The sequence below is a fragment of the Deinococcus seoulensis genome (genome assembly GCF_014648115.1).
In the GTDB taxonomy this organism is placed as follows: domain Bacteria; phylum Deinococcota; class Deinococci; order Deinococcales; family Deinococcaceae; genus Deinococcus; species Deinococcus seoulensis.
Genome location: NZ_BMQM01000022.1, coordinates 53,586 through 71,254 on the forward strand (window position 1 = coordinate 53,586; position 17,669 = coordinate 71,254).

Sequence of the window (17,669 nt, forward strand, 5' to 3'; positions counted from 1 at the left end):
CTCCTTCTCGCTTCGCTCGGATGGAACGGCTTTGTAAGCCATGCCATCGGAGTCCGTCTGATCCTGCCCGGAGGATGACCGCAGCGGCCGGTGTGGGCCATCCCCCCCAGCCGGGGGAGGGGGGCAGACCCCCGATCATGAAGGGTCTTTGCCCCGACTTCTGAAGTGAGTTCAACTATCGTGGAGCCAGGAACCGCATGACCCACCCGACCTCCCCACCTGCCTGCGCCCCCGCTGGCCACGACGCCATGCAGGCCGCGTGGCAGGCCCGCGACGAGCAACCGGAACGCGCCCGGCAACTCGCAGACGCCGAACTGGGCGGCCCGCTCGACGCGCAGGCCGGGATCATCGCCGGGTACCTGCTGTGGCGCGGCGGTGACCTGCCACAGGCAGCCGAACGCATCAGCCGCAGCCTGCTGCGCCTGCGTCAGCCGCCACCCAGCGTGTGGCTCGGGCGCGGCCTGAACATCCTCGCCGCCCTGCAGAGCCAGCTGAACCGCCCCGACCTGGCCGTGACCCTCTACGAGGAACAGCTGGCCCTGGCCCGCAGCATTCACGACCCGGAACTGCTCGCCACGGCCCTGCACGACCTGGGCGTCGAACTGCGCTTCAGCGACCCGGACCGCGCCCGGCAGCACATCACCGAGGCCATCAGCACCTTCGACAGCCTCGGGTACGACTTCGGCGTGGCCGTCGCACACCTGAACCTCGCCGAATCCGAACAGCACCGCGGCAACCCGCACGCCGCGCTGTTCCACGCCCAGGCGGCCCTGGCGTACCCCGGCGTGCACCGCCACCCCCTGATGGCCGCCGAACTGCACGCCACGCTGCTCGCCACGTACCACGCACTGGGCGACCCGCGCGCCCACCACAGCGCCGACAGTCTGCGCACCCTGACCGAACAGCACGCCCACCCGGAAGTGCACCTGAGTGCCGCCCTGGCCCTGGCCACCCACGCCCCCCCGCCGCAGGCCGCCGACCTGCTGGAAGCCGCGCTGCAACGCGCGCAGGAACTGGGCAGCCACACCCTCCTCCCCGCCGTGCACGAGCAGCTCAGCGCCGCGCACGCAGCGCTCGGCAACCACGAACGCGCCCTGCACCACCTGCACGAGACGCTGCGCCTGACCCGCGAACGCCACGCCGCCGAACGCCACCAGTCCTTCCAGAGCTTCGAAGTCCTGCAACGCATCCAGGCCCTCCAGGAACTCGCCGAGCAGGAACGCACCCGCAACACCGAACTCAGCGCCCACCTCCAGGAACTCCGCGCCCTGAACAGCCGCATCCGCGAACTGGGCCGCACCGACCACCTGACCCAGCTGTTCAACCGCGAACACCTGTTCCGCGAGGGCGAACGCCTCGCCGCCGCCGCCACCGCCCACGCCCCGCTGGCCGGCGCGATCATCGACATCGACCACTTCAAACGCATCAACGACACCTGGGGCCACCAGCTCGGAGACACCGTACTCAGGCAGATCGCGGCCCTGATCCGCAGCGCCGCGCAACCCGGCGACATTCCCGCCCGGTACGGCGGCGAGGAATTCATCCTGCTGCGCCCCGGCGCGACCGCCGCCGAACTGGCCGTCACCTGCCGCGACCTCAGCCGCCGCATTCAGCAGCACCCCTGGCACACCCTGACCCCCGACCTGCACGTGACCGTCAGCGTCGGCGTGGCCGACACGCCCACCCCCGACCTGGAAGCCATGCTCGGCACTGCCGACCGCCGCCTGTACAGCGTGAAACGCACCACCCGCAACGCCGTGCAACACCAGGACTGATACGGACTGCCGTCTGTCTCGTCACCCCCCGGAACGGTGCCGGGCTGCCCCCGCTGGTCCGTACCTCAAGAACCCGCTCACGTTCGGCGGATGCGGACCTCACGCAGCCCTGACACGCTGAGGTATGACCCTGCTCACCCTCATCGGCATCTTCGTTCTGTTGCAGGTCGCGGCGGGCATCGGCCTGGGCCTGTGGTTCTCGTACCTCGCCCTGCGCGGCCCGCGCGAGGAGCGTCAGCAACGCAAGCAACAGCAACGCAAGCAACAACGCCGCGCCCCACAGAGCAACTGACCCAGAGCAACTGATCGGACTCCGGTTGAATGGGCTGCGAAGGTGGAGTTGTCAGGAGTGGTGAAGTTCCGGATTGTCGGCGAACCAAACGCAGTCCCTGTCACACGTGAAGATCCGCTCTGCGCGGCCCCGGCAGAACTCTGCCATCATGTCAGACCATGCCCGACCGCCTCCGAGTCCTGCTGATCGACGACAACACAGCGGACCTTCTCCTGGCCGAGGAAGCCTTCGAGGACCACGCCGCCCACACGGAACTGATCACCTTCACCACCGGACAGGACGCCCTGAACTGGCTTCAGGACCCCTGCGAACCCCTGCCCGACGTGATCATGCTCGACTGGTACATGCCCGGCATGACCGGCCAGGAAGTCCTGAACGCCCTGCACGCCGACCCCACCCTGGCCTGCCTGCCCGTCACGGTGATGTCCGGCGTGCCCATCGACCGGCCCGGCGTGCACCACCTGACCAAGAGCGTGACCCTCGACGACCACCTGCGGCAGATCACCGACCTGGTGAACGGCTGGTGCACCCACCGCTGAACCGCTCACGCCGGCACACACAGGCAGGCACACGCACGCACCTTCATGAAGCGGCCGCCACCCGGCACGTGACGTCACGGTAAGACCCGGCGCCCTACCATGCCCGTACCCAACAACACGGAAGCCGCCCGGGTGAAGGCGGCACAGGGTCGCCCCACCGCCGCGTGGGGCTTTATCAATGCCCCAAATCAATGACGCCGGTGGCAGGAAGTACTGACCGGCCTACCGACCGGACTACCGGTACAGGCCCGCCACCACGAACCGCTCATCGACCACCGTCGGCACCGTATGCAGCGGCGACATGAAATACCACGTGTCCTGCACCTCCACACCCAGCGGCCGGGGTTCCGGCCCGGACGACACGGTTTCCAGCGCACCCACCAGCCAGTCCACATCCACCGCCACCAGCCCCCGCAGCACCCACTCCTGCGCACGCACGCTCAGCATCAACTCCAGATCACGCCCTGACAGGGACGCCACGTCCAGAAGCACCCACCCACCCTCCGGGCACAGCACCGCCGTCCTCCCACGCGACGACGCGGCCCCGTACCGGGGCACCTCGATCACACCGGAAGACGGAATGGACTCGGCAGAAAGGAAGTACATACCGCCGAGAGTACCCCCTTCGCCCGGCAGATCTACGCCATCAAACGCTGGGACGCCAGGGAGAAACGCGAAGTGATGGGCGTGCAGGTCAGCATCGACGGCCTGCGCCTGATCGCGGAACGCAGCGGCAAGTACGCCGGGCAGATGGGACCCCTCTGGTGCGGGAAGGACGGGCAGTGGCGCGAGGTGTGGCTGGACGCTGCGCCCCCCGCGGCCGCGAAGGTCGGGGTGCTGCGCGGTGACTTCCGCGAGCCGCTGTGGGCGGTCGCACGCTGGGACTCGTACGTGCAGACGAACCGCGACGGGCGGCCCGGCCCGATGTGGACGAAGATGCCGGACCTGATGCTCGCCAAGGTGGCCGAGGCTCTCGCGCTGCGTAAGGCGTTCCCGCAGGACATGAGCGGCCTGTACACGACCGAGGAGATGGCGCAGGCCGAGAACGGACGGGAAGAGCGGCCCACCCCGGACCGGCAGGTGGACGTGACCCGCGAGGTCCAGCAGGAAGCTGGTACCCCGGTCCGTACCCTGGCCGACCCGCACCAGAACCCGCAGCAGGAGGAAGTCCTGCAACGCTGGGCGGTCAGCATCGCGGAGATGGCCACCCGCGTCCGGAACGTCGCCCCGGCAGAGGACGTGCAGGCGATCCTCGACGCGTACCCCTGGCGCACCACCACCGAGGCGGCCCGCGCGTGCCACACCGACCTGAAGGCACTGGGCCTGAAGCACGCCCCGCAGCCCACTCCAGCCGACCAGCCAGACGCAGCCCCCGTTCCCGCCGAGGCCCTGCTGACCGACGGGCAACGCAAGGCCCTGTGCGCCCACGCGGGCCGCGCCGGGGTGACGGGCAGCGAGGACCGCGCCGCTCTCTGGGCGTACCTGCTGAACAGCCCCCTCCCCGTCCGCACCCTGGACCTCACCGAGGCGCAGGCGGACATCCTGCTCGGCACGCTCAGCACCCTCAGCAACGACGAGGCTGCCCAGGCCCTCACGGAGGCGCGCGGCGCCGCGCAGTACTCCTGATGACTGCCGTCCAGGTTCCCGGCGTCCACACGACCCTCCGGCGTGGAGAGGACACCATGCTGCCCAACTGGGCGCTGGACGCCGAAGAGCAGCTGACGCTCATGGCCGACGCGAAGGTCTTCAAGCGCCTGATCCGCTACCGGCACTACCGGGACAACACCTACACCACCGCCCAGCTCACGTACGCCCTGGAGATTGACCCGCGCACGGTCCGCAGCAGCCTCGAGCGATTGCGGGACCGGGGCCTGGTCGTGACCCTGGACGGCCTGCACTGCGCCCCGGACGCCGCCAGCCGACTCACCCCTGCGCAGGTCCGGGCCGGTGCCCTCGCCTGGACGGAACAGGGCAAGGCCGACGCAAGGGCCGCGCAAGACCCGCGCAAGGGCACTGCAAAGGGTCTGCAAAAAGACCCCGCCCAGAATCCGGAAAACAGCGACCTGCACAGCATTCCCGGTTCCCTGAAGAAAGGAAGAAAAGAAGAAAGGAAAGAAGAACAGAACAACCCCCCTACCCCCCAGGGGGCAGAGGCGCGGCAAGACACCGCGCCGGTGGTTGAAGTTGCACCCCCCACCGACCTTCCGGAAGTTCTGTGCTCGCCTGACGGCGAGGCCGCTGTCGCGGCAACTGCGGACCTGCCCTTCACGGGTGAAGTTCAGACCACCCACCCCGCAGGCCGTGAACCAGGCACCACGGGCACTGAACAGGTTCCGGCCGCCCGGCGCCGCGCGGCCGCCCCGCTGCCCGAGCTGCCCGCCGACCTCGCCGCCCTCCCCGGCCTGACCGATGCCTGGGCCGCGTGGCTCCAGTACCGCCGCGAACGCCGCCTCGCCACCGCGCCCAGCACCGCCACCGGCATGTTCAACAAACTCCGCACCCTCGCCGCCGAAGGCCACCCGCCGGTCGACGTCATCCGGACCAGCATCGAGAACGGCTGGCAGGGACTCTTTCCGCTCCGGGCCGCGCACGTCGTGAAATTCACCCCCCGCCCCCAGACCACGCAGGCCGCCAACGAGCAGGCCGCGCAGCGAGCGAGCGACGTGTACGCCGCGCTGCAGGAGGACACCCGTGCCATTTTCTGACGCCCAGTTCGCCGCCGCGTGGACGGTCCTCGAAGACCGCTTCAGCCGCAAGCACAACGCGCAGACCGTCAAGATCTACCGCAACATCCTCACCGCCGAACTCAGCGAAACGCAGTTCACGGACGCCTGCCGCGCCGCGTTCCGCCTGGACACGTTCTTCCCCAGCCCCCAGCGCCTCATTGACCTCGGCACCGGCTCGCAGGGCTTCCACCTGCAAGCCATCGCTGCCTGGGACACCTGCATGGACCGCATGCGCAGAGGCGAACAGATCACCGAACCCGGCAGCCTCGAGCGGCGCCTGCTGAACTCCGTCACGCACGGCCAACCCCTCGGGCACGTCGAAACGAAGCAACTGGACTTCCTGAAAAAGGAATTCGTGACCCGCTACACGTCCGAACTCGCCCAGCAGGCCGCCGCCCGCACCCCCGCCCTCCCCGGCGCCCCCGTGGAGGTCCCCCGTGTACTCCAGTGACCGCCGCGCCGGCCGCCCCGTCACCTTCGCCGCCGCCCTGGGAGCCGCGCCCGACGGTCCCCTCGAACTCAACCGCGCCGCCTCCGCCACCTGCCCCAGGTGCGGCCAGGAACCCCGCCTGTACCACCACGTCAGCCCCGCCGGGCGCGACGTGACCGTCTGGATTCCCGTTCACCACCACTGCCCCCGCTGACCCCCACAGGAGGACCCCACCCATGACCACGCACCGCACGTACGGCATCTACAGTCTCGAATTCCTCGGCCTGACCTCCCGGGACGTCCGCGAGATCGGCTGGGTCCACGACATCAAATGGGCCTTCACGCTCGGCGCCAGACCCGAACGGAAATTCGAACTCGACCACGCCCACGTCCTGTTCGGCGCGGCCGACACGGGCGGCCTGAAACTCGAAATCTGCCCCCGCCTGTCCGGCGAGCACCTGCCCGGCATCCTGATCACCACGACCCTCCAGGGCAACCTCACCACCGTCGCGGAAGGACCGAAGACGAAGTTCACCACCCGCGTCTCCCAGGAAGCGCTGGAGCAGGCGGGCCTGACGTCCGCCGTGCTGTTCGAAGCCAGCTGCAGCCTCGAATGCACGGTCGGGGACATGCCCACCCTGGAAGAACAGACCGACGCGCAGATCCTCGCGGAACTTACCGCGAACCGGCAGCTCCAGCAGGACCACGGGCAGCTGATGGCCGACCTGGGCGCCCAGCCCCTCCTGACCCCCGCGCCGCAGGAGGCGCCCCAGGCGGACGCCCCCACCCCCGGCAACCAAGCGTACGACCGCGTGGCCGCGCAGGTCGCCCAGGCGGACCGTGCGGGCGTGTACACCCTGCTGCAACTCATCCAGATCGACCCGAGCGACTGGGACGACGACACCACCACCCCCGAGCAGGACCTCGCCAGCATGCGCGACACGCTGCTCCTGCACTGGGAGGCCCTCGCCGCCGCCCTGAACGCCGTCCCGCCCCGCCTGACCCTCCCCCTGCACCCGAAAGAACCCGGCGAGGACCTTCCGTTCCCCCTGGGCGACACCGACCCCGCCGCCGACTGACCAGACACACGGGGCCGCCAGGTGCGCGGCCCCCGCAGGTGACCCTTGATGACCCACCCCACCCCTGAACCCCTCACCACCCACGAGCAGACCACCCTCACCCAGCTCGAAGGCACCATCCGCGACGGCTGGAACGGCTTCGTGACCGTCGGAGAAGCCCTCCTGACTATCCGGGACCAGCGCCTCTACCGCGCCGCGCACCGTACCTTCGGTGACTACTGCGAGCAGGTGTGGGGCTGGTCCCGCCAGCGCGCCCAGCAACTCATCGACGCCGCCGAAACCACGCACGCCCTGTCAACCATCGGTTTACACCCGGAGAACGAACGGCAGGCCCGCGAATTGAAGGAAGCGGCGAAGGTCGTTCAGCACCTGGAACCCGAGCAGATCGTGGCGGTCGCCCGGTACCTCAAAACCGCCACCGGCACCGACAAGCCCACGACCAGCCAGGTCAAAGCGGCAGCCGAGGTCGCGGCCAGCATCGACGCGCACGCCACCGTCCAGCACCCCGACACGGGCGCCGAGGTGCCCCTGCACACCCTGACCGGCGAGCAACGCGCCGCCGCCATCGCCGAGAACGTCAGCACCGGCACGCACGAACGCCTCCAACGCCAGAAGCAGCACATCGAAGAGAGCAAGTTACAAGCCAACAGCAGTGGCAGGGGAGGCTGGACCGACTGGTGCCTCACCTACGCCCAGCAGCACCTCACCGACACCCAGGAACTCCGCATCGTCATCAAACGCGACCCCAGCGGGAACCCCAAAGCGCAGACCCTCGTGATCGACACGCACACCCACACGACCATCGCTTCCGGAGAACCCGCCGACTGGCTCAAGAAAGCTGTCCTGAACCTCGCCGAGGAAGTCAGAGGATGAACCCCTTTCCGACCCGGCAGGCCGCCGAAGCGTACCTCGTCCGTATCCCAGACGCCGCCGTGCGCGACGCCACCCGCACCCGACTCGGCCTGACCGCGGACGCAGCCCCTGCGCCCGTCCCAGTGAGGGCGCCGCCCGTCCAGACAGTCGCCTTCCACGCGAGCGACCAGAAACAGGCCCCCCACGCCACCCTTACCTTCACCCTGCCGTTCCCACCCAGCCTCAACAGCATCTGGCGCGCCACCGTCATCACCGGCAAGGACCGCCGGCCACAGGCCCGCATCCTCCTCAGCCAGGAAGGCAGAGCGTACCGCCGCGCCGTGCGCGACGTCATCCACGCCCTGAACAACCCCCACGCACCACCCGGCGCACGCCTGGCCGTTCAGCTCACCCTCCACAGCCCCACCCGCCGGAAGTTCGACGTGGACAACTACGCCAAAGCCTGCCTCGACGCCCTCACCCACGCCCACGTCTGGGCCGACGACTCCCTGGTCGACGAGTTACGCATCACGCGCGGCCCCGTCACCCCCGGCGGGCACGTGCACGTCGCCATCACCCCACTCGGCCGCACCCTCTACGCCCCAGCGAGGTAACGCCATGCCCCGAAAGAACCCGAAAAACACTCCCATCCACGCAGGCACCCTCCCCGCCGCGCTGCTCGCCGCCTCCAGCCTCGAACCCCGCACCGCCGCGCAGCTCCTCGACACTGCGCAACGGCGCGGCCAGTTCCCGGATGCCGACGAGCGGGCCGCCCGCCACGCCGCCGCCACCCTCCACGCCGGAACGCTCCTCACACGCCAAGGCCAGGGGGGGCAGGCCGACCCGTACCGCTACACCCTCACCACCACCGGCGAAGACACGCTCGAACACCTGCACGTCCCCCACAACCACACCCCCCGGGGCGAGACCGTGACGACCACCAACCACACGACACACCAGGCGCATCCCGCACCCCGCCCGAAGACCCCATGACCACTCCCCACCCAGAGGTGAAGATGCCCGGCCGGAAACCAAAACCCCCCATCACCATCAACCGTGGCCGCGAACAGATCCGCCGCCTTACCGCCCTGCGCACAGAACGCCGGGACGCCCGCCAGTACGCCCAGCAGTGGTACGCCGCGCTGCACACCTGGGACGTCCACCACCCCGACGTCCTCCCGAACATCAGCTACGCTCCCTTCCGCGACCAGGGTGCCTTCGACCCCCTCACCATGGGCGACGGAGGACCACCCCGGAAGTCCTACCTGCGCACCCCAGCAGGGGAGATCAGTGAAGCCGAAGTGGGCCGCCTCATCACGGACATGACCACCAGCCGCGTCCCGGAAACCGTGCAGCTCGGGCGGATGCTCGACCGCCTGCGCCGCCACGACCACGGGTGCATGCAGAGCCTCCTGCGGGGCGGCAGCTGGTCCTCCAACCGAGAAGGTGCCGTCCGGTACGCGGTGGCCGTCCTGACCCTGGCCGTCCGCGTGGGGGACGTGCAGGCGGAGCGGCCACTCAAGCACGTGCAGGCCGAACTTGCTGGCTTACCAGTTGTTGTTTCTGTCTGAAACTGGTACGGTTCTGCTAAGTTCCACCACACGTCAACACCAGCCGCCCACCGGGGCGGTTTTTCGTTAGGAATCGGACCGTGGACGTGAACGTGCCCCCTGTCGCGTCGCCATACCTGCACCCATCCACGATCCTTCCACGCGTTACCCTGGCCTATGCGCTCACTCGTCCTCGCTGACACCCTCACCCTCGGAAGCGCTTACGCTCAGTCCATTCCCGGCATGCTGCCCGCCAGTCCCGCGCAGCAGCAGGCCATCGCCCGCAACGCCAAGGCCTTCACTGGCAAAACCTGCGCCACATACGGCTATACCCTCCAGGAAGTGCCCTCAAACGTCACAGAAGCGAAGCGCAGACAAGCGACTGAATATGCCGTGAATTACGTACTGGAGACGTATAACCGTCTGGGCTTCACGCCAACAAAACTCCGCCGCGCACCAGACGGAGGAGGCGAGATCTACCTCGCCCAGGACCACAGTTACATGCAGATCGTCAACGTGAACGCTTCTGGGAAACGCTACACCGCTACCTTCGGCTGCGTGCTCAAGTAACCACCGCCCCGCCCAGCGCGGGGCTTTTTCACGCCCACACCCTGAACGGCGACACGTTGCTGCCCCACTTCAATCAGCCAAAAGCGTGACGCGCCTGTGACACGCGCCGCGTTACCATCACGTCACCCAACAATGCAGACCCGCCCGAGTGAAGGCGGAAGGGCCGCCCCACCGCCGCGTGGGGCTTTTTCATGCCGCCCCGGAGGTGGTCCGCTCATGTCCAAGAAAGCGCAGCAGCGGGCCGCCCGGCGCACCCGCCTCCTGAAGTTCGTCCAGGCCCCATCACAGCCGGAACCCAGGTCCCGCGTGTTCCCGCCCGTCCGGGAGCCTTTCTACCTGCCAGACCTGCTGGGCTTCACGCCCCAGTGCTGGCAGGGGGACGTCCCGGAGATTGGGGAAGTGCCAGTGATCAGACGCGCTGAGGCAGCGGGTCAGTCCCATCAATGTGAGCCTTAATTCGATCAATCACTTGCCGCTCGTCTGAAAACTGATTTGGCTCAAATGAGATCAGGTTGTCCAATCGGCCAGTAGTGGCTGCTGGGTGCCCTCTCTCTTGAAAGGCGGCAGTAAAACCGCTTTGAGCTGTACCTGTCACGCGAATAGCAAAGCCTTTGTAGAAATCTTCCATACCCCACCGTACCCCTCTGGAGGCGATCACCGTGACCCAAATTGACGCACTGAATCCCCGCTGCCGAGGAGTTGGGTGCGGCCCTCAAGAGGGCATTGAACTATGGAAAACCTCCTGCATCACAGTAGGTGTGCCCCTCAGGACCGCGTGGTACGACCCGGATGTGATCACGACCGCTGCGCGCGTCAACAGGTAGTACAGCGCCACGAGCACGCCTGATCCCAACATCCACCAGTACCAGTCCACGATCTCGTACTCCCCGATAGAGGGCCGCACGTCGGTCGTGGCTGTCAGGCCCAGCAGGAAACACGCTGCGGCCGCCCACAGGAACGCTGGGTTGCGGACCTGCGTGTACGCCACGGCGTTCAGCGTGTTCACCGGCAACGCGATCCGGGAAGTATTCGTCTCCAGCAGGATCATGGCCCCCTGCCGCGTGAAGCGGTACCCGCCCCAGCCGTTGACGCTGACACCACCGATCACCGTATTCATGCCGTCATTCTGGCTTCCCGACCGTTTCCGTCACGCCGCACATGCCCAGCTTCGCGCCACCCAGGGAGGTGACCCATGGCAACCCCGAAACGAGACAACCTCCGCGCCGCGCGGGCCCTGGTCGACGCCGCCCTCCAGGGAGACGCGCACGCTTGCGCAAGTCACGGAATTGCGCTCAGGACGCTGCAGAACTACCGCAAGCTCCTGAACACCGACGAAGAGCTTGCGCGGTTCTACGCGGAGCTGTCCCGCACCGTCACCACCCAGAACTGGGCGAACGAACTCAACCTCACCCTGACCGTCGCCATCCGCAAGCAGGGCGAGATGATCCGCGGCATCGAAGGCAGCAGCGCCGACACCATCAGCGCCGTCACCGGAGCCATCAAAGCCCTCAGCGAGATCGCCATCACGCGGGACGTCCTCGGGGCGGGGGAGGTGAACGATGCTGGAGATGGTGACGCGGATTAAAGCCACCCAGAAACGCGTCGCCCGCCTCACCCCGAAAGCACCCAGGACCCGCAGCGGCCTCACCCGCCGGCAGGCCTGGCTCGCCACGGCCCGTCTCAACCAGTTGCCGCCCGCCGGGGACTGGTTCGTGTGGCTGATCCTCGCGGGGCGAGGGTTCGGGAAGACCAGGACCGGCGCGGAAACCATCGCGCAGTGGGCGCGGGACACCCCCCGCGGGCGCTTCGCCCTGGTCGCGCAGACCGCCGCGGACGCCCGGGACGTGATGGTAGAGGGGGAGTCGGGCCTGCTGAGCGTGCTGGATGAAGCTGAGCTGCGCGGCGGATCCGTGGACACCGCCTGGAACCGCTCGCTGGGGGAGCTGTACCTGCGGAACGGTGCGCGCTTCAAGTGTTACAGCAGCGAAACGCCCCGCAAGCTCCGCGGCCCGCAGCATCACGGCGCGTGGGGGGACGAACCCGCCACGTGGAACGACGCGGACCGGGGCACGGGGGAGGACACCACCTGGTCGAACCTGCTGTTCGGGTTGCGTCTCGGGCAGGACCCGCGCGTGGTGATGACGGGCACGCCCCGCCCGAACCGCCTGATCCGCGAGCTGAGGAAAGATGACGGGACGGTCCTGACAGGTGGAAGTACCAGCGAGAACCTCGGGAACCTGTCCGAGACGTTCAGGCGGAACGTGATCCGGAAGTACGAGGGCACGCGCCTGGGCCGGCAGGAGCTGGACGGTGAACTCCTCGAGGACACGCCGGGCGCCCTGTGGAAGTACGCGATGTTCAACCGCGAACGCTTCCGCCTGACGTTCCAGGAGCTGCCGGACCTCATCCGGATCGTGGTGGCGATCGATCCGCAGGCCAGTCAGAGCAGCGACAGTGCCGAGACCGGGATCATCGTCGCCGGGAAGGACGCCGCCGGGCGCGCGTACGTCCTGGGTGACCTGTCCGGGAACTTCAGCCCCAGCGAGTGGGCGCAGACCAGCATCGACGCGTACCACTACCACCGCGCCGACGCGATCGTCCCCGAGAAGAACAACGGCGGGGACATGGTCACGCACACCATCAGCACCGTCGACCGGCGCGTGCCCGTCAGGCCCGTCTGGGCCAGTCGGGGCAAACACACGCGGGCCGAGCCGATCAGCACGCTGTACGAGCAGGGCCTCGTGCATCACGTGGGTGTGTTCCCGGACCTGGAAGGGCAGATGACGACCTGGGTTCCCGGCGAGAAATCCCCCGACCGGATGGACGCCCTCGTGTGGGCGCTGACCGAACTGATGCTCGAAGAAGAGATCGAACCAGTGCCAGAAGAGACCGGTGCGTATGGCTGGGCCGGCTGGACCGGCTAGAGGAGGTGAAGCATGAAGTACCTGACCCTGAACCTGCTCACCGCCAGCCTGGGCGAACTGCGTGACGCCGCCAGAAGCAGCCTGAACGCCACGGCGCAGCAGGCGCGGCACATGTACAGCGGGCATCACCTCGGCGCGCCGATCGGCGGCGGGGAGATGAACTTTGACTACTGGCGCGGCCCGATGGTGCACGTCCCGGACGAGGGTACCGAAGCGGACAAGCGCCGCGCGCAGGCCGTCGTGACGGAATTCCAGACGGCCTTGCGGCGGTCGTTTACGAGCACGAACGTCCTGCGGGAAGTGGTGCGCCGGGACGTGCACAGCAGCAGCGCCCGCATAAGCTGGACGCTGATGCAGCCCTCCAACCGGCCCGCCCAGAACGGCACCCGCACGGAACTGGAGCGGGAAGCCGACGCACTGGCCAGCAGCTGGTGGAACGCCAGCACTGAACAGGCCATCCGGCGCGCCCTCACCTTCGCGCGGCGCGAAGGGCGCGGCGTGCTGCGCTTCCGGATCGCCAGTGGACTGTTCCAGGCCAGCCAGGACGGAATCCTGCGAGTCAAAGGTGACGTTAAGCCCGCCGACATCGCCCGCTACGTTCGCCTCGAATGCCTGGAGCACCCGGAGAACGCCCGCATCTGGGAAGACCCGGACACCCTGAACCGCCGCGCCGTGTACGCCTACCAGGACTCCGCGCAGCGCGACTGCGTGGAAGTCAGCAGCGTCGCTGACGACACGGGCCTCACCCACCTGCGCGTCCTGCGCGGCGACCAGCAGGAAGCCGCGAGTGTGGCCCTCGACCTGGGCGGCCACGTCCACTACCTGGAACTCGCCGCCGACCCGCTGATCACGCCGCAGTTCCTGCAGAACCAGATGGCGTACAACACCACCAGCACGATGATCCTGCGGAACACCGAACTCGCCGGGTTCCTGGAACACTACGGCATCAACGTCGAACCGCCCTACGAGGTCGTGCCGGACCCGGACAGGCCCGGGCAGACCCGCCGGGTGTACAAGGCGCCCCGCACTGGCGCGGGCAGCATGATCCTCTGGCGGCAGGCCACATACCGGAAAGCGGACACGCAGGGCAAGTACCTCGGTGACGAGCCGCTCGGAAGAGCGGAGTACGGCCGCTTCGAACCCGTCAGCCCGGCCGCCCTGGTCACCGCAGCCGAGCACAGCCAGCTGAACATGTACAGCGAGGCGGGGCAGGTCTTCGTGCTGATGGGAAAGGACGCCACGGCGTCCGGCCGGAGCCGCGAGGTGGCACTTGCCGATTTCGGTACGGCCCGCGAGGACACCGTGACGCTCGCCCAGAACGCCGTGAAAGGCGTGATCAGCACGCTTCTCGCGCTGGTCGCTGCCCTGGCCAACCAGCCGCGCCGCTACGCGCAGCTGGACGTGCAGGGCACCGTCCGGCCCCGTGTCATCCCGCCCAGCCCCGAAGACCGCCGCGCCGACCGGGAGGACGTTGCGGCCGGCGTGATCAGCAAAGCCACTGCCCGGCAACGGCAGGACATCGACGATCCCGCCCAGGAAGACGCGCAGATCGAGAAGGAACGCGCGCCCAGCACACCAGAGGCGCCGTGAAGCACGCCATCTTCAAGTCTGGAGTGCGGTCGTCAGTGCGGGCCGACTGCTCCGCGCATGGCGGGTCGGTTGCCGCCGCTCATATGGGCAGTTTTGCGTGGCGATCTTCGCTACCTTCAGGTATGCCCGCGCACCGATTCCTTCCCCTGCTCATCCCGACACTTCTCCTGGCAGCCTGCACACCCAGCCAGGCGTCCACTCCTCAAGTCTTTCAAGAGGGACAGCAGTGGTTAATCAGAGGTGACATTCCTGGCGTTGAGCCCATGACGTACACGCTCACCATCGAAGCGGTTCAAGCAGACCGATCGGGAAAAGCGGCAGAATACATAGAGTTCAACAAAGCAGAAAAAGGATCTGCCTTCCAGGGAAGAATCCAGTACCGCCAGGGGGATAAGTACACCCCAGCCTCACTAGACCTCCTGCGAAAGTGAATTTTCAACTGCGTCGCTTCTCCGCTGTTATCCGCGAAGAGGAATCCCCGCGCATGTTCAAGAGGCAAAGAGACTTTCTGTGAAATTCCCTTATGGGTACTGGCGTAAATCTGCGTCAACCGTGCTGACACGCAAAGCATCTTGGACAGCATCCTCTCAGCCCAGGGGAGTGGTGGGCAATATGTTAACTTACGCCGGTATCAATAGGAGATGCAGAGGCATTCTGTCGGGTAAGATTGAGCTCTGTTAGCGAATTTTAAGATCCGTATCGCCTAGCCGAACCGTGGATGGTGAATGAAAAGTGAAAGACGTGATTAACTTTATAGTAACTCTAATACTCTCTATTTTTGCCGTTGCTTTCGGGGTGGCTTTATACTTCGGTAAAAATCCAGATCCTACAAATCCTATCAGTGTCTTTTTAGAGAGAGAAATCAAGGTTCCGCCCGTGATCGCCAAATTAATCAACATATTTATTTTGATATTAACCTTGGCTTTATTTATAGTATCTGTGATATCCGTATGGGAAAGCATTATATATCAAGCAAGATAGAATAGACCTCCTGCGAAAGTGGGTTTTCGAGGCATCCCACCCTTCCGCTGTTGTTGCCGGCGAGGAGGAATCTGCGCGCAAGTTCAAGCACCAGAGGGACTTTCGCAGGAGGTCTACTGATGTTCTCCTTTTTATTGCCAGAATCTGGCAACCTTCCCAATACGTGCACGGTCGACGATCCCAAGGTTGAAGAGGGTGTGACGCAATTCAGCGGAAGATTCGAATCGATGAAGCTCATGATGAGCTCTGTCACGGACAAGACCGCGTCCAAGGGAACGTGCACCGCCACTCTGCAGAACTGAGCTGAGCATCCTCACGCCCCAGGCGCCCACCCAGGGGCCCTCGCACCACTCCCATATCGCCTGATCCCGCTCCGCCCCACCGCTGTGTGGGGCTTTTTCATGCCGCCCTGGAGGTGCGTCCGCCCATGTCGAGCAAAGCGCTGAAATTCATTCAGGTCCCGCAAACGGAGTTCAACCCACGGGTCCCCGCAGGCAACTGATGCAGTTCCACCACTACCCGCAGGACACGCAACTGGGGTGCCTGTACCTGAGCGTGCACGCCCTGACCGGGGACGCCACGCTGCTCGAGCACCTGCCTGACCCCAGTGCGCCCCGCTACTACGTGCGCCTCGCCGAGCGGGGCCTGATGGCCTTCACGCTCTTCTGCGCGGAGCCGCCTCTGCCCGGCACGCCCGCCGAGTTCTGGACAGGCCTACGCGCCCGCTTCACGGCCAGCAACGCCACCGGCGAACGGCACGCGCCGCTGCTGGTCAGCATTCCCGGCGGTACGCCCGGTTGGCTGCACCAGGTGGCGCTGGCCATCCCCATCCACCCGGACGAGAACACCGTACACGTGAGTGACTCGAATTTCCCCACGCCTCTCGACTGCAACTGGACGGCATTCCTGGGCAGTGAGTACGGCGAGGCGCACCGCGTGGAAATGCTCGCCCCGCTGACCCTGAACGCCTACCCGCCCACCGGAGGAACCCCATGAAGAAGAACCTGTTCACCCTGACCGCCCTGCTGCTCGCCAACGCCGTCGCCACGCGTGGTGAGGGCGAGAACAACCCCGGCACCGGCAGCGGCAACGACGGCCGCCTGTCCGAGGCCGAGTGGCGCGCCAAACTGGCCACCGAACACGCCCAGACCTCCCACGCCGACCTGGTGAGCAAGCTGGCGGCCGCCAACCGGAAGATCGACACGCTGACCGTGGGCCAGGTGCCGCAGGGCGGGCGCGCCCTCACCGCCGACGAGGCCAAGGCCTATGAGGCCTTCATCGCCCTGGGTACCCCGGAAGAAGTGAAGACCAGGCTCGATCAGGGCACCAAGGACAGCGCCGAACTGACTGACCTGCGCTTCAAGGACACCCTCCACACGGCCGCACGCGACGCTGGCTACAAGCCCAGGGTCCTGGGGGACCGCGTCAAGGCGGACGGTCTCACCCTGCTGCCCAGCCGCGAGGTCGAACGTGACGGAAAGAAAGTGCAGGTCGCGTACGTCAAGGACGCCCAGGGCGCCGAGCACGAACTGGCCACCTACGCCAGGCAGCACTGGGAGGACTACCTGGTGGCTCTGCAGTCCGAAGGGGGCAGCGGGAACGCCGGCGCGTCCTACGCCCGCCAGGACGCGGGCAGCGGCTCCGGGAGCGGGACGGGCAGCAACGCGGGCGGCTCCGGCGGCAGCTGGCTGACGGACATCCTCAAGCCCGGCGAAGGAGGTGGTTACGTCGACCCGCTGCAACCCGCAGCGGCCAAGTAAGCCCCGCGGCCCGACACCAGCCCATCCCCGCCCGCGCTCCAGCTGAGCCGGGAAAGGACACCCCCATGCGCAACCTGCTTCTGCCCCTGACGGCGCTGCTTCTCGGCAGCGCCGCCCTCATTCGCGGCGAGAAACGAACCCTCTCCACCCCCGCCTGGATCGCGGACTACCACAGTCTCGACCTGCATGGCCTGGGCGCCCCCATGCACTGGTCGGCCTTCACCGACGCGAAGTTCGGCGCTGCCGGCCGCCGCCTGATCCCCAGCGGCACGGCCGTCAGTCTCGCCGCCGGCAAGATCGTCCCCGCTGACGGCACGGCGGACACTCTGCTGCTGATGAGCGACGCGCGCGAGGACTCCACCAGCGACAGCATCAGCGGCTACGGCCTGGTCGTCGCCGGCAACGTGCACGAGGCCCTGCTCCCCGACAGCAGCGGCAGTCCCGCCACGCTCCCCGCGCCCATCCGCGCGAAAGCCGCGCGCCTGTACCTGCAGTGAAGTCCCCTCTGCTCGCCTCTCGCCCCACCCAAGGAGTTTCGTCTGTGATTAGCGATCGCTCGGGTGCCCGGCTTCCGGCCGGGCACTCCTGCCGTTACCATGCT

General features: G+C 67.1%; 22 protein-coding genes and 1 pseudogene. 20 read left to right on the forward strand and 3 right to left on the reverse strand.

Annotated elements, in window-relative coordinates:
- Nucleotides 1-197 precede the first annotated feature (197 nt).
- The 3 genes from IEY70_RS14780 to IEY70_RS14790 all read left to right on the forward strand — a co-directional run bounded on the left by IEY70_RS14780 (nucleotide 198) and on the right by IEY70_RS14790 (nucleotide 2,606).
- Nucleotides 198-1,775 (forward strand): tetratricopeptide repeat-containing diguanylate cyclase, encoded by a 1,578-nt coding sequence (locus IEY70_RS14780; RefSeq protein ID WP_189065802.1) that lies wholly within the window; start codon nucleotides 198-200, stop codon nucleotides 1,773-1,775.
- 124 nt (nucleotides 1,776-1,899) lie between these two features.
- On the forward strand, nucleotides 1,900-2,067 hold the full coding sequence (locus IEY70_RS14785) for a hypothetical protein (protein WP_189065803.1): 168 nt from the start codon (nucleotides 1,900-1,902) through the stop codon (nucleotides 2,065-2,067).
- 158 nt (nucleotides 2,068-2,225) lie between these two features.
- Entirely contained in the window at nucleotides 2,226-2,606 is a 381-nt protein-coding gene (locus tag IEY70_RS14790; protein ID WP_189065804.1) for a response regulator, read from the forward strand.
- Nucleotides 2,607-2,840: 234 nt separating this feature from the next.
- Here IEY70_RS14790 and IEY70_RS14795 read toward each other — a convergent pair whose 3' ends face one another.
- Nucleotides 2,841-3,212 carry a hypothetical protein gene (locus tag IEY70_RS14795; RefSeq protein ID WP_189065805.1) on the reverse strand — a complete coding sequence of 124 codons (372 nt, stop codon included), beginning with the start codon at nucleotides 3,210-3,212 and terminating at the stop codon, nucleotides 2,841-2,843.
- A 27-nt stretch (nucleotides 3,213-3,239) separates the two neighbouring features.
- On the opposite strand from IEY70_RS14795, the pseudogene IEY70_RS14800 reads away from it, so the two are divergent.
- From IEY70_RS14800 to IEY70_RS14845, 10 genes and pseudogenes are all read left to right on the forward strand, one after another.
- Nucleotides 3,240-4,232: pseudogene (locus tag IEY70_RS14800) on the forward strand (RecT family recombinase); the annotation flags it as partial.
- Complete coding sequence (locus tag IEY70_RS14805) at nucleotides 4,232-5,311, forward strand: phage replication initiator YdaU family protein (protein ID WP_189065806.1); 1,080 nt, start codon at nucleotides 4,232-4,234, stop codon at nucleotides 5,309-5,311. The pseudogene IEY70_RS14800 and the gene IEY70_RS14805, both read left to right, overlap by 1 nt.
- Nucleotides 5,298-5,783 (forward strand): hypothetical protein, encoded by a 486-nt coding sequence (locus tag IEY70_RS14810; protein WP_189065807.1) that lies wholly within the window; start codon nucleotides 5,298-5,300, stop codon nucleotides 5,781-5,783. Before IEY70_RS14805 ends, IEY70_RS14810 begins: the two co-directional genes overlap by 14 nt.
- Nucleotides 5,770-5,976, forward strand: coding sequence for a hypothetical protein (locus IEY70_RS14815; protein ID WP_189065808.1), 207 nt, complete (start codon nucleotides 5,770-5,772; stop codon nucleotides 5,974-5,976). Before IEY70_RS14810 ends, IEY70_RS14815 begins: the two co-directional genes overlap by 14 nt.
- A gap of 22 nt (nucleotides 5,977-5,998) precedes the next feature.
- Complete coding sequence (locus IEY70_RS14820; RefSeq protein WP_189065809.1) at nucleotides 5,999-6,841, forward strand: hypothetical protein; 843 nt, start codon at nucleotides 5,999-6,001, stop codon at nucleotides 6,839-6,841.
- A gap of 48 nt (nucleotides 6,842-6,889) precedes the next feature.
- Nucleotides 6,890-7,714, forward strand: a complete 825-nt coding sequence (locus IEY70_RS14825) for a hypothetical protein (RefSeq protein ID WP_189065810.1) — start codon at nucleotides 6,890-6,892, stop codon at nucleotides 7,712-7,714.
- Nucleotides 7,711-8,307 (forward strand): RusA family crossover junction endodeoxyribonuclease, encoded by a 597-nt coding sequence (locus IEY70_RS14830; RefSeq protein ID WP_189065811.1) that lies wholly within the window; start codon nucleotides 7,711-7,713, stop codon nucleotides 8,305-8,307. The genes IEY70_RS14825 and IEY70_RS14830 overlap by 4 nt, the downstream gene beginning before the upstream one ends.
- A gap of 4 nt (nucleotides 8,308-8,311) precedes the next feature.
- Nucleotides 8,312-8,686, forward strand: coding sequence for a hypothetical protein (locus tag IEY70_RS14835; RefSeq protein ID WP_189065812.1), 375 nt, complete (start codon nucleotides 8,312-8,314; stop codon nucleotides 8,684-8,686).
- Entirely contained in the window at nucleotides 8,683-9,264 is a 582-nt protein-coding gene (locus IEY70_RS14840; protein ID WP_189065813.1) for a hypothetical protein, read from the forward strand. Before IEY70_RS14835 ends, IEY70_RS14840 begins: the two co-directional genes overlap by 4 nt.
- 156 nt (nucleotides 9,265-9,420) lie before the next feature.
- A complete protein-coding gene (locus IEY70_RS14845) occupies nucleotides 9,421-9,813 on the forward strand; it encodes a hypothetical protein (protein WP_189065814.1) in 393 nt (130 codons plus the stop codon).
- A gap of 409 nt (nucleotides 9,814-10,222) precedes the next feature.
- Here IEY70_RS14845 and IEY70_RS14850 read toward each other — a convergent pair whose 3' ends face one another.
- The gene (locus tag IEY70_RS14850; protein WP_189065815.1) at nucleotides 10,223-10,441 is read right to left on the reverse strand and encodes a hypothetical protein; all 219 of its coding nucleotides are present in this window, start codon (nucleotides 10,439-10,441) and stop codon (nucleotides 10,223-10,225) included.
- An 84-nt stretch (nucleotides 10,442-10,525) separates the two neighbouring features.
- Complete coding sequence (locus IEY70_RS14855) at nucleotides 10,526-10,930, reverse strand: hypothetical protein (RefSeq protein ID WP_189065816.1); 405 nt, start codon at nucleotides 10,928-10,930, stop codon at nucleotides 10,526-10,528.
- 75 nt (nucleotides 10,931-11,005) lie between these two features.
- Between IEY70_RS14855 and IEY70_RS14860 the strand changes: the two genes are divergently transcribed.
- The 7 genes from IEY70_RS14860 to IEY70_RS14890 all read left to right on the forward strand — a co-directional run bounded on the left by IEY70_RS14860 (nucleotide 11,006) and on the right by IEY70_RS14890 (nucleotide 17,565).
- Complete coding sequence (locus IEY70_RS14860) at nucleotides 11,006-11,398, forward strand: hypothetical protein (protein ID WP_189065817.1); 393 nt, start codon at nucleotides 11,006-11,008, stop codon at nucleotides 11,396-11,398.
- Complete coding sequence (locus tag IEY70_RS14865; protein ID WP_189065818.1) at nucleotides 11,382-12,737, forward strand: terminase large subunit domain-containing protein; 1,356 nt, start codon at nucleotides 11,382-11,384, stop codon at nucleotides 12,735-12,737. The genes IEY70_RS14860 and IEY70_RS14865 overlap by 17 nt, the downstream gene beginning before the upstream one ends.
- Nucleotides 12,738-12,749: 12 nt before the next feature.
- On the forward strand, nucleotides 12,750-14,327 hold the full coding sequence (locus tag IEY70_RS14870) for a hypothetical protein (protein WP_189065819.1): 1,578 nt from the start codon (nucleotides 12,750-12,752) through the stop codon (nucleotides 14,325-14,327).
- A 732-nt stretch (nucleotides 14,328-15,059) separates the two neighbouring features.
- Nucleotides 15,060-15,308, forward strand: coding sequence for a hypothetical protein (locus IEY70_RS14875; protein ID WP_189065820.1), 249 nt, complete (start codon nucleotides 15,060-15,062; stop codon nucleotides 15,306-15,308).
- A 501-nt stretch (nucleotides 15,309-15,809) separates the two neighbouring features.
- Nucleotides 15,810-16,304: a hypothetical protein gene (locus IEY70_RS14880; RefSeq protein WP_189065821.1), complete on the forward strand. Its 495-nt coding sequence runs from the start codon at nucleotides 15,810-15,812 to the stop codon at nucleotides 16,302-16,304.
- Nucleotides 16,301-17,068, forward strand: coding sequence for a hypothetical protein (locus IEY70_RS14885; RefSeq protein ID WP_189065822.1), 768 nt, complete (start codon nucleotides 16,301-16,303; stop codon nucleotides 17,066-17,068). Before IEY70_RS14880 ends, IEY70_RS14885 begins: the two co-directional genes overlap by 4 nt.
- Nucleotides 17,069-17,133: 65 nt before the next feature.
- On the forward strand, nucleotides 17,134-17,565 hold the full coding sequence (locus IEY70_RS14890) for a hypothetical protein (RefSeq protein ID WP_189065823.1): 432 nt from the start codon (nucleotides 17,134-17,136) through the stop codon (nucleotides 17,563-17,565).
- The last annotated feature ends 104 nt before the right edge of the window (nucleotides 17,566-17,669 follow it).

Excerpts from the sequence above, each read along its gene's own strand:
- IEY70_RS14855 (WP_189065816.1), bottom strand. The coding sequence starts at position 10,930 with ATGAATACGGTGATCGGTGGTGTCAGCGTCAACGGCTGGGGCGGGTAC.
- IEY70_RS14780 (WP_189065802.1), top strand. The coding sequence starts at position 198 with ATGACCCACCCGACCTCCCCACCTGCCTGCGCCCCCGCTGGCCACGAC.
- IEY70_RS14795 (WP_189065805.1), bottom strand. The coding sequence starts at position 3,212 with ATGTACTTCCTTTCTGCCGAGTCCATTCCGTCTTCCGGTGTGATCGAG.
- IEY70_RS14850 (WP_189065815.1), bottom strand. The coding sequence starts at position 10,441 with ATGGAAGATTTCTACAAAGGCTTTGCTATTCGCGTGACAGGTACAGCT.
- IEY70_RS14845 (WP_189065814.1), top strand. The coding sequence starts at position 9,421 with ATGCGCTCACTCGTCCTCGCTGACACCCTCACCCTCGGAAGCGCTTAC.
- IEY70_RS14860 (WP_189065817.1), top strand. The coding sequence starts at position 11,006 with ATGGCAACCCCGAAACGAGACAACCTCCGCGCCGCGCGGGCCCTGGTC.
- IEY70_RS14805 (WP_189065806.1), top strand. The coding sequence starts at position 4,232 with ATGACTGCCGTCCAGGTTCCCGGCGTCCACACGACCCTCCGGCGTGGA.
- IEY70_RS14885 (WP_189065822.1), top strand. The coding sequence starts at position 16,301 with ATGAAGAAGAACCTGTTCACCCTGACCGCCCTGCTGCTCGCCAACGCC.
- IEY70_RS14870 (WP_189065819.1), top strand. The coding sequence starts at position 12,750 with ATGAAGTACCTGACCCTGAACCTGCTCACCGCCAGCCTGGGCGAACTG.
- IEY70_RS14865 (WP_189065818.1), top strand. The coding sequence starts at position 11,382 with ATGGTGACGCGGATTAAAGCCACCCAGAAACGCGTCGCCCGCCTCACC.
- IEY70_RS14890 (WP_189065823.1), top strand. The coding sequence starts at position 17,134 with ATGCGCAACCTGCTTCTGCCCCTGACGGCGCTGCTTCTCGGCAGCGCC.
- IEY70_RS14820 (WP_189065809.1), top strand. The coding sequence starts at position 5,999 with ATGACCACGCACCGCACGTACGGCATCTACAGTCTCGAATTCCTCGGC.
- IEY70_RS14785 (WP_189065803.1), top strand. The coding sequence starts at position 1,900 with ATGACCCTGCTCACCCTCATCGGCATCTTCGTTCTGTTGCAGGTCGCG.
- IEY70_RS14790 (WP_189065804.1), top strand. The coding sequence starts at position 2,226 with ATGCCCGACCGCCTCCGAGTCCTGCTGATCGACGACAACACAGCGGAC.
- IEY70_RS14830 (WP_189065811.1), top strand. The coding sequence starts at position 7,711 with ATGAACCCCTTTCCGACCCGGCAGGCCGCCGAAGCGTACCTCGTCCGT.
- IEY70_RS14880 (WP_189065821.1), top strand. The coding sequence starts at position 15,810 with ATGCAGTTCCACCACTACCCGCAGGACACGCAACTGGGGTGCCTGTAC.
- IEY70_RS14840 (WP_189065813.1), top strand. The coding sequence starts at position 8,683 with ATGACCACTCCCCACCCAGAGGTGAAGATGCCCGGCCGGAAACCAAAA.
- IEY70_RS14835 (WP_189065812.1), top strand. The coding sequence starts at position 8,312 with ATGCCCCGAAAGAACCCGAAAAACACTCCCATCCACGCAGGCACCCTC.
- IEY70_RS14825 (WP_189065810.1), top strand. The coding sequence starts at position 6,890 with ATGACCCACCCCACCCCTGAACCCCTCACCACCCACGAGCAGACCACC.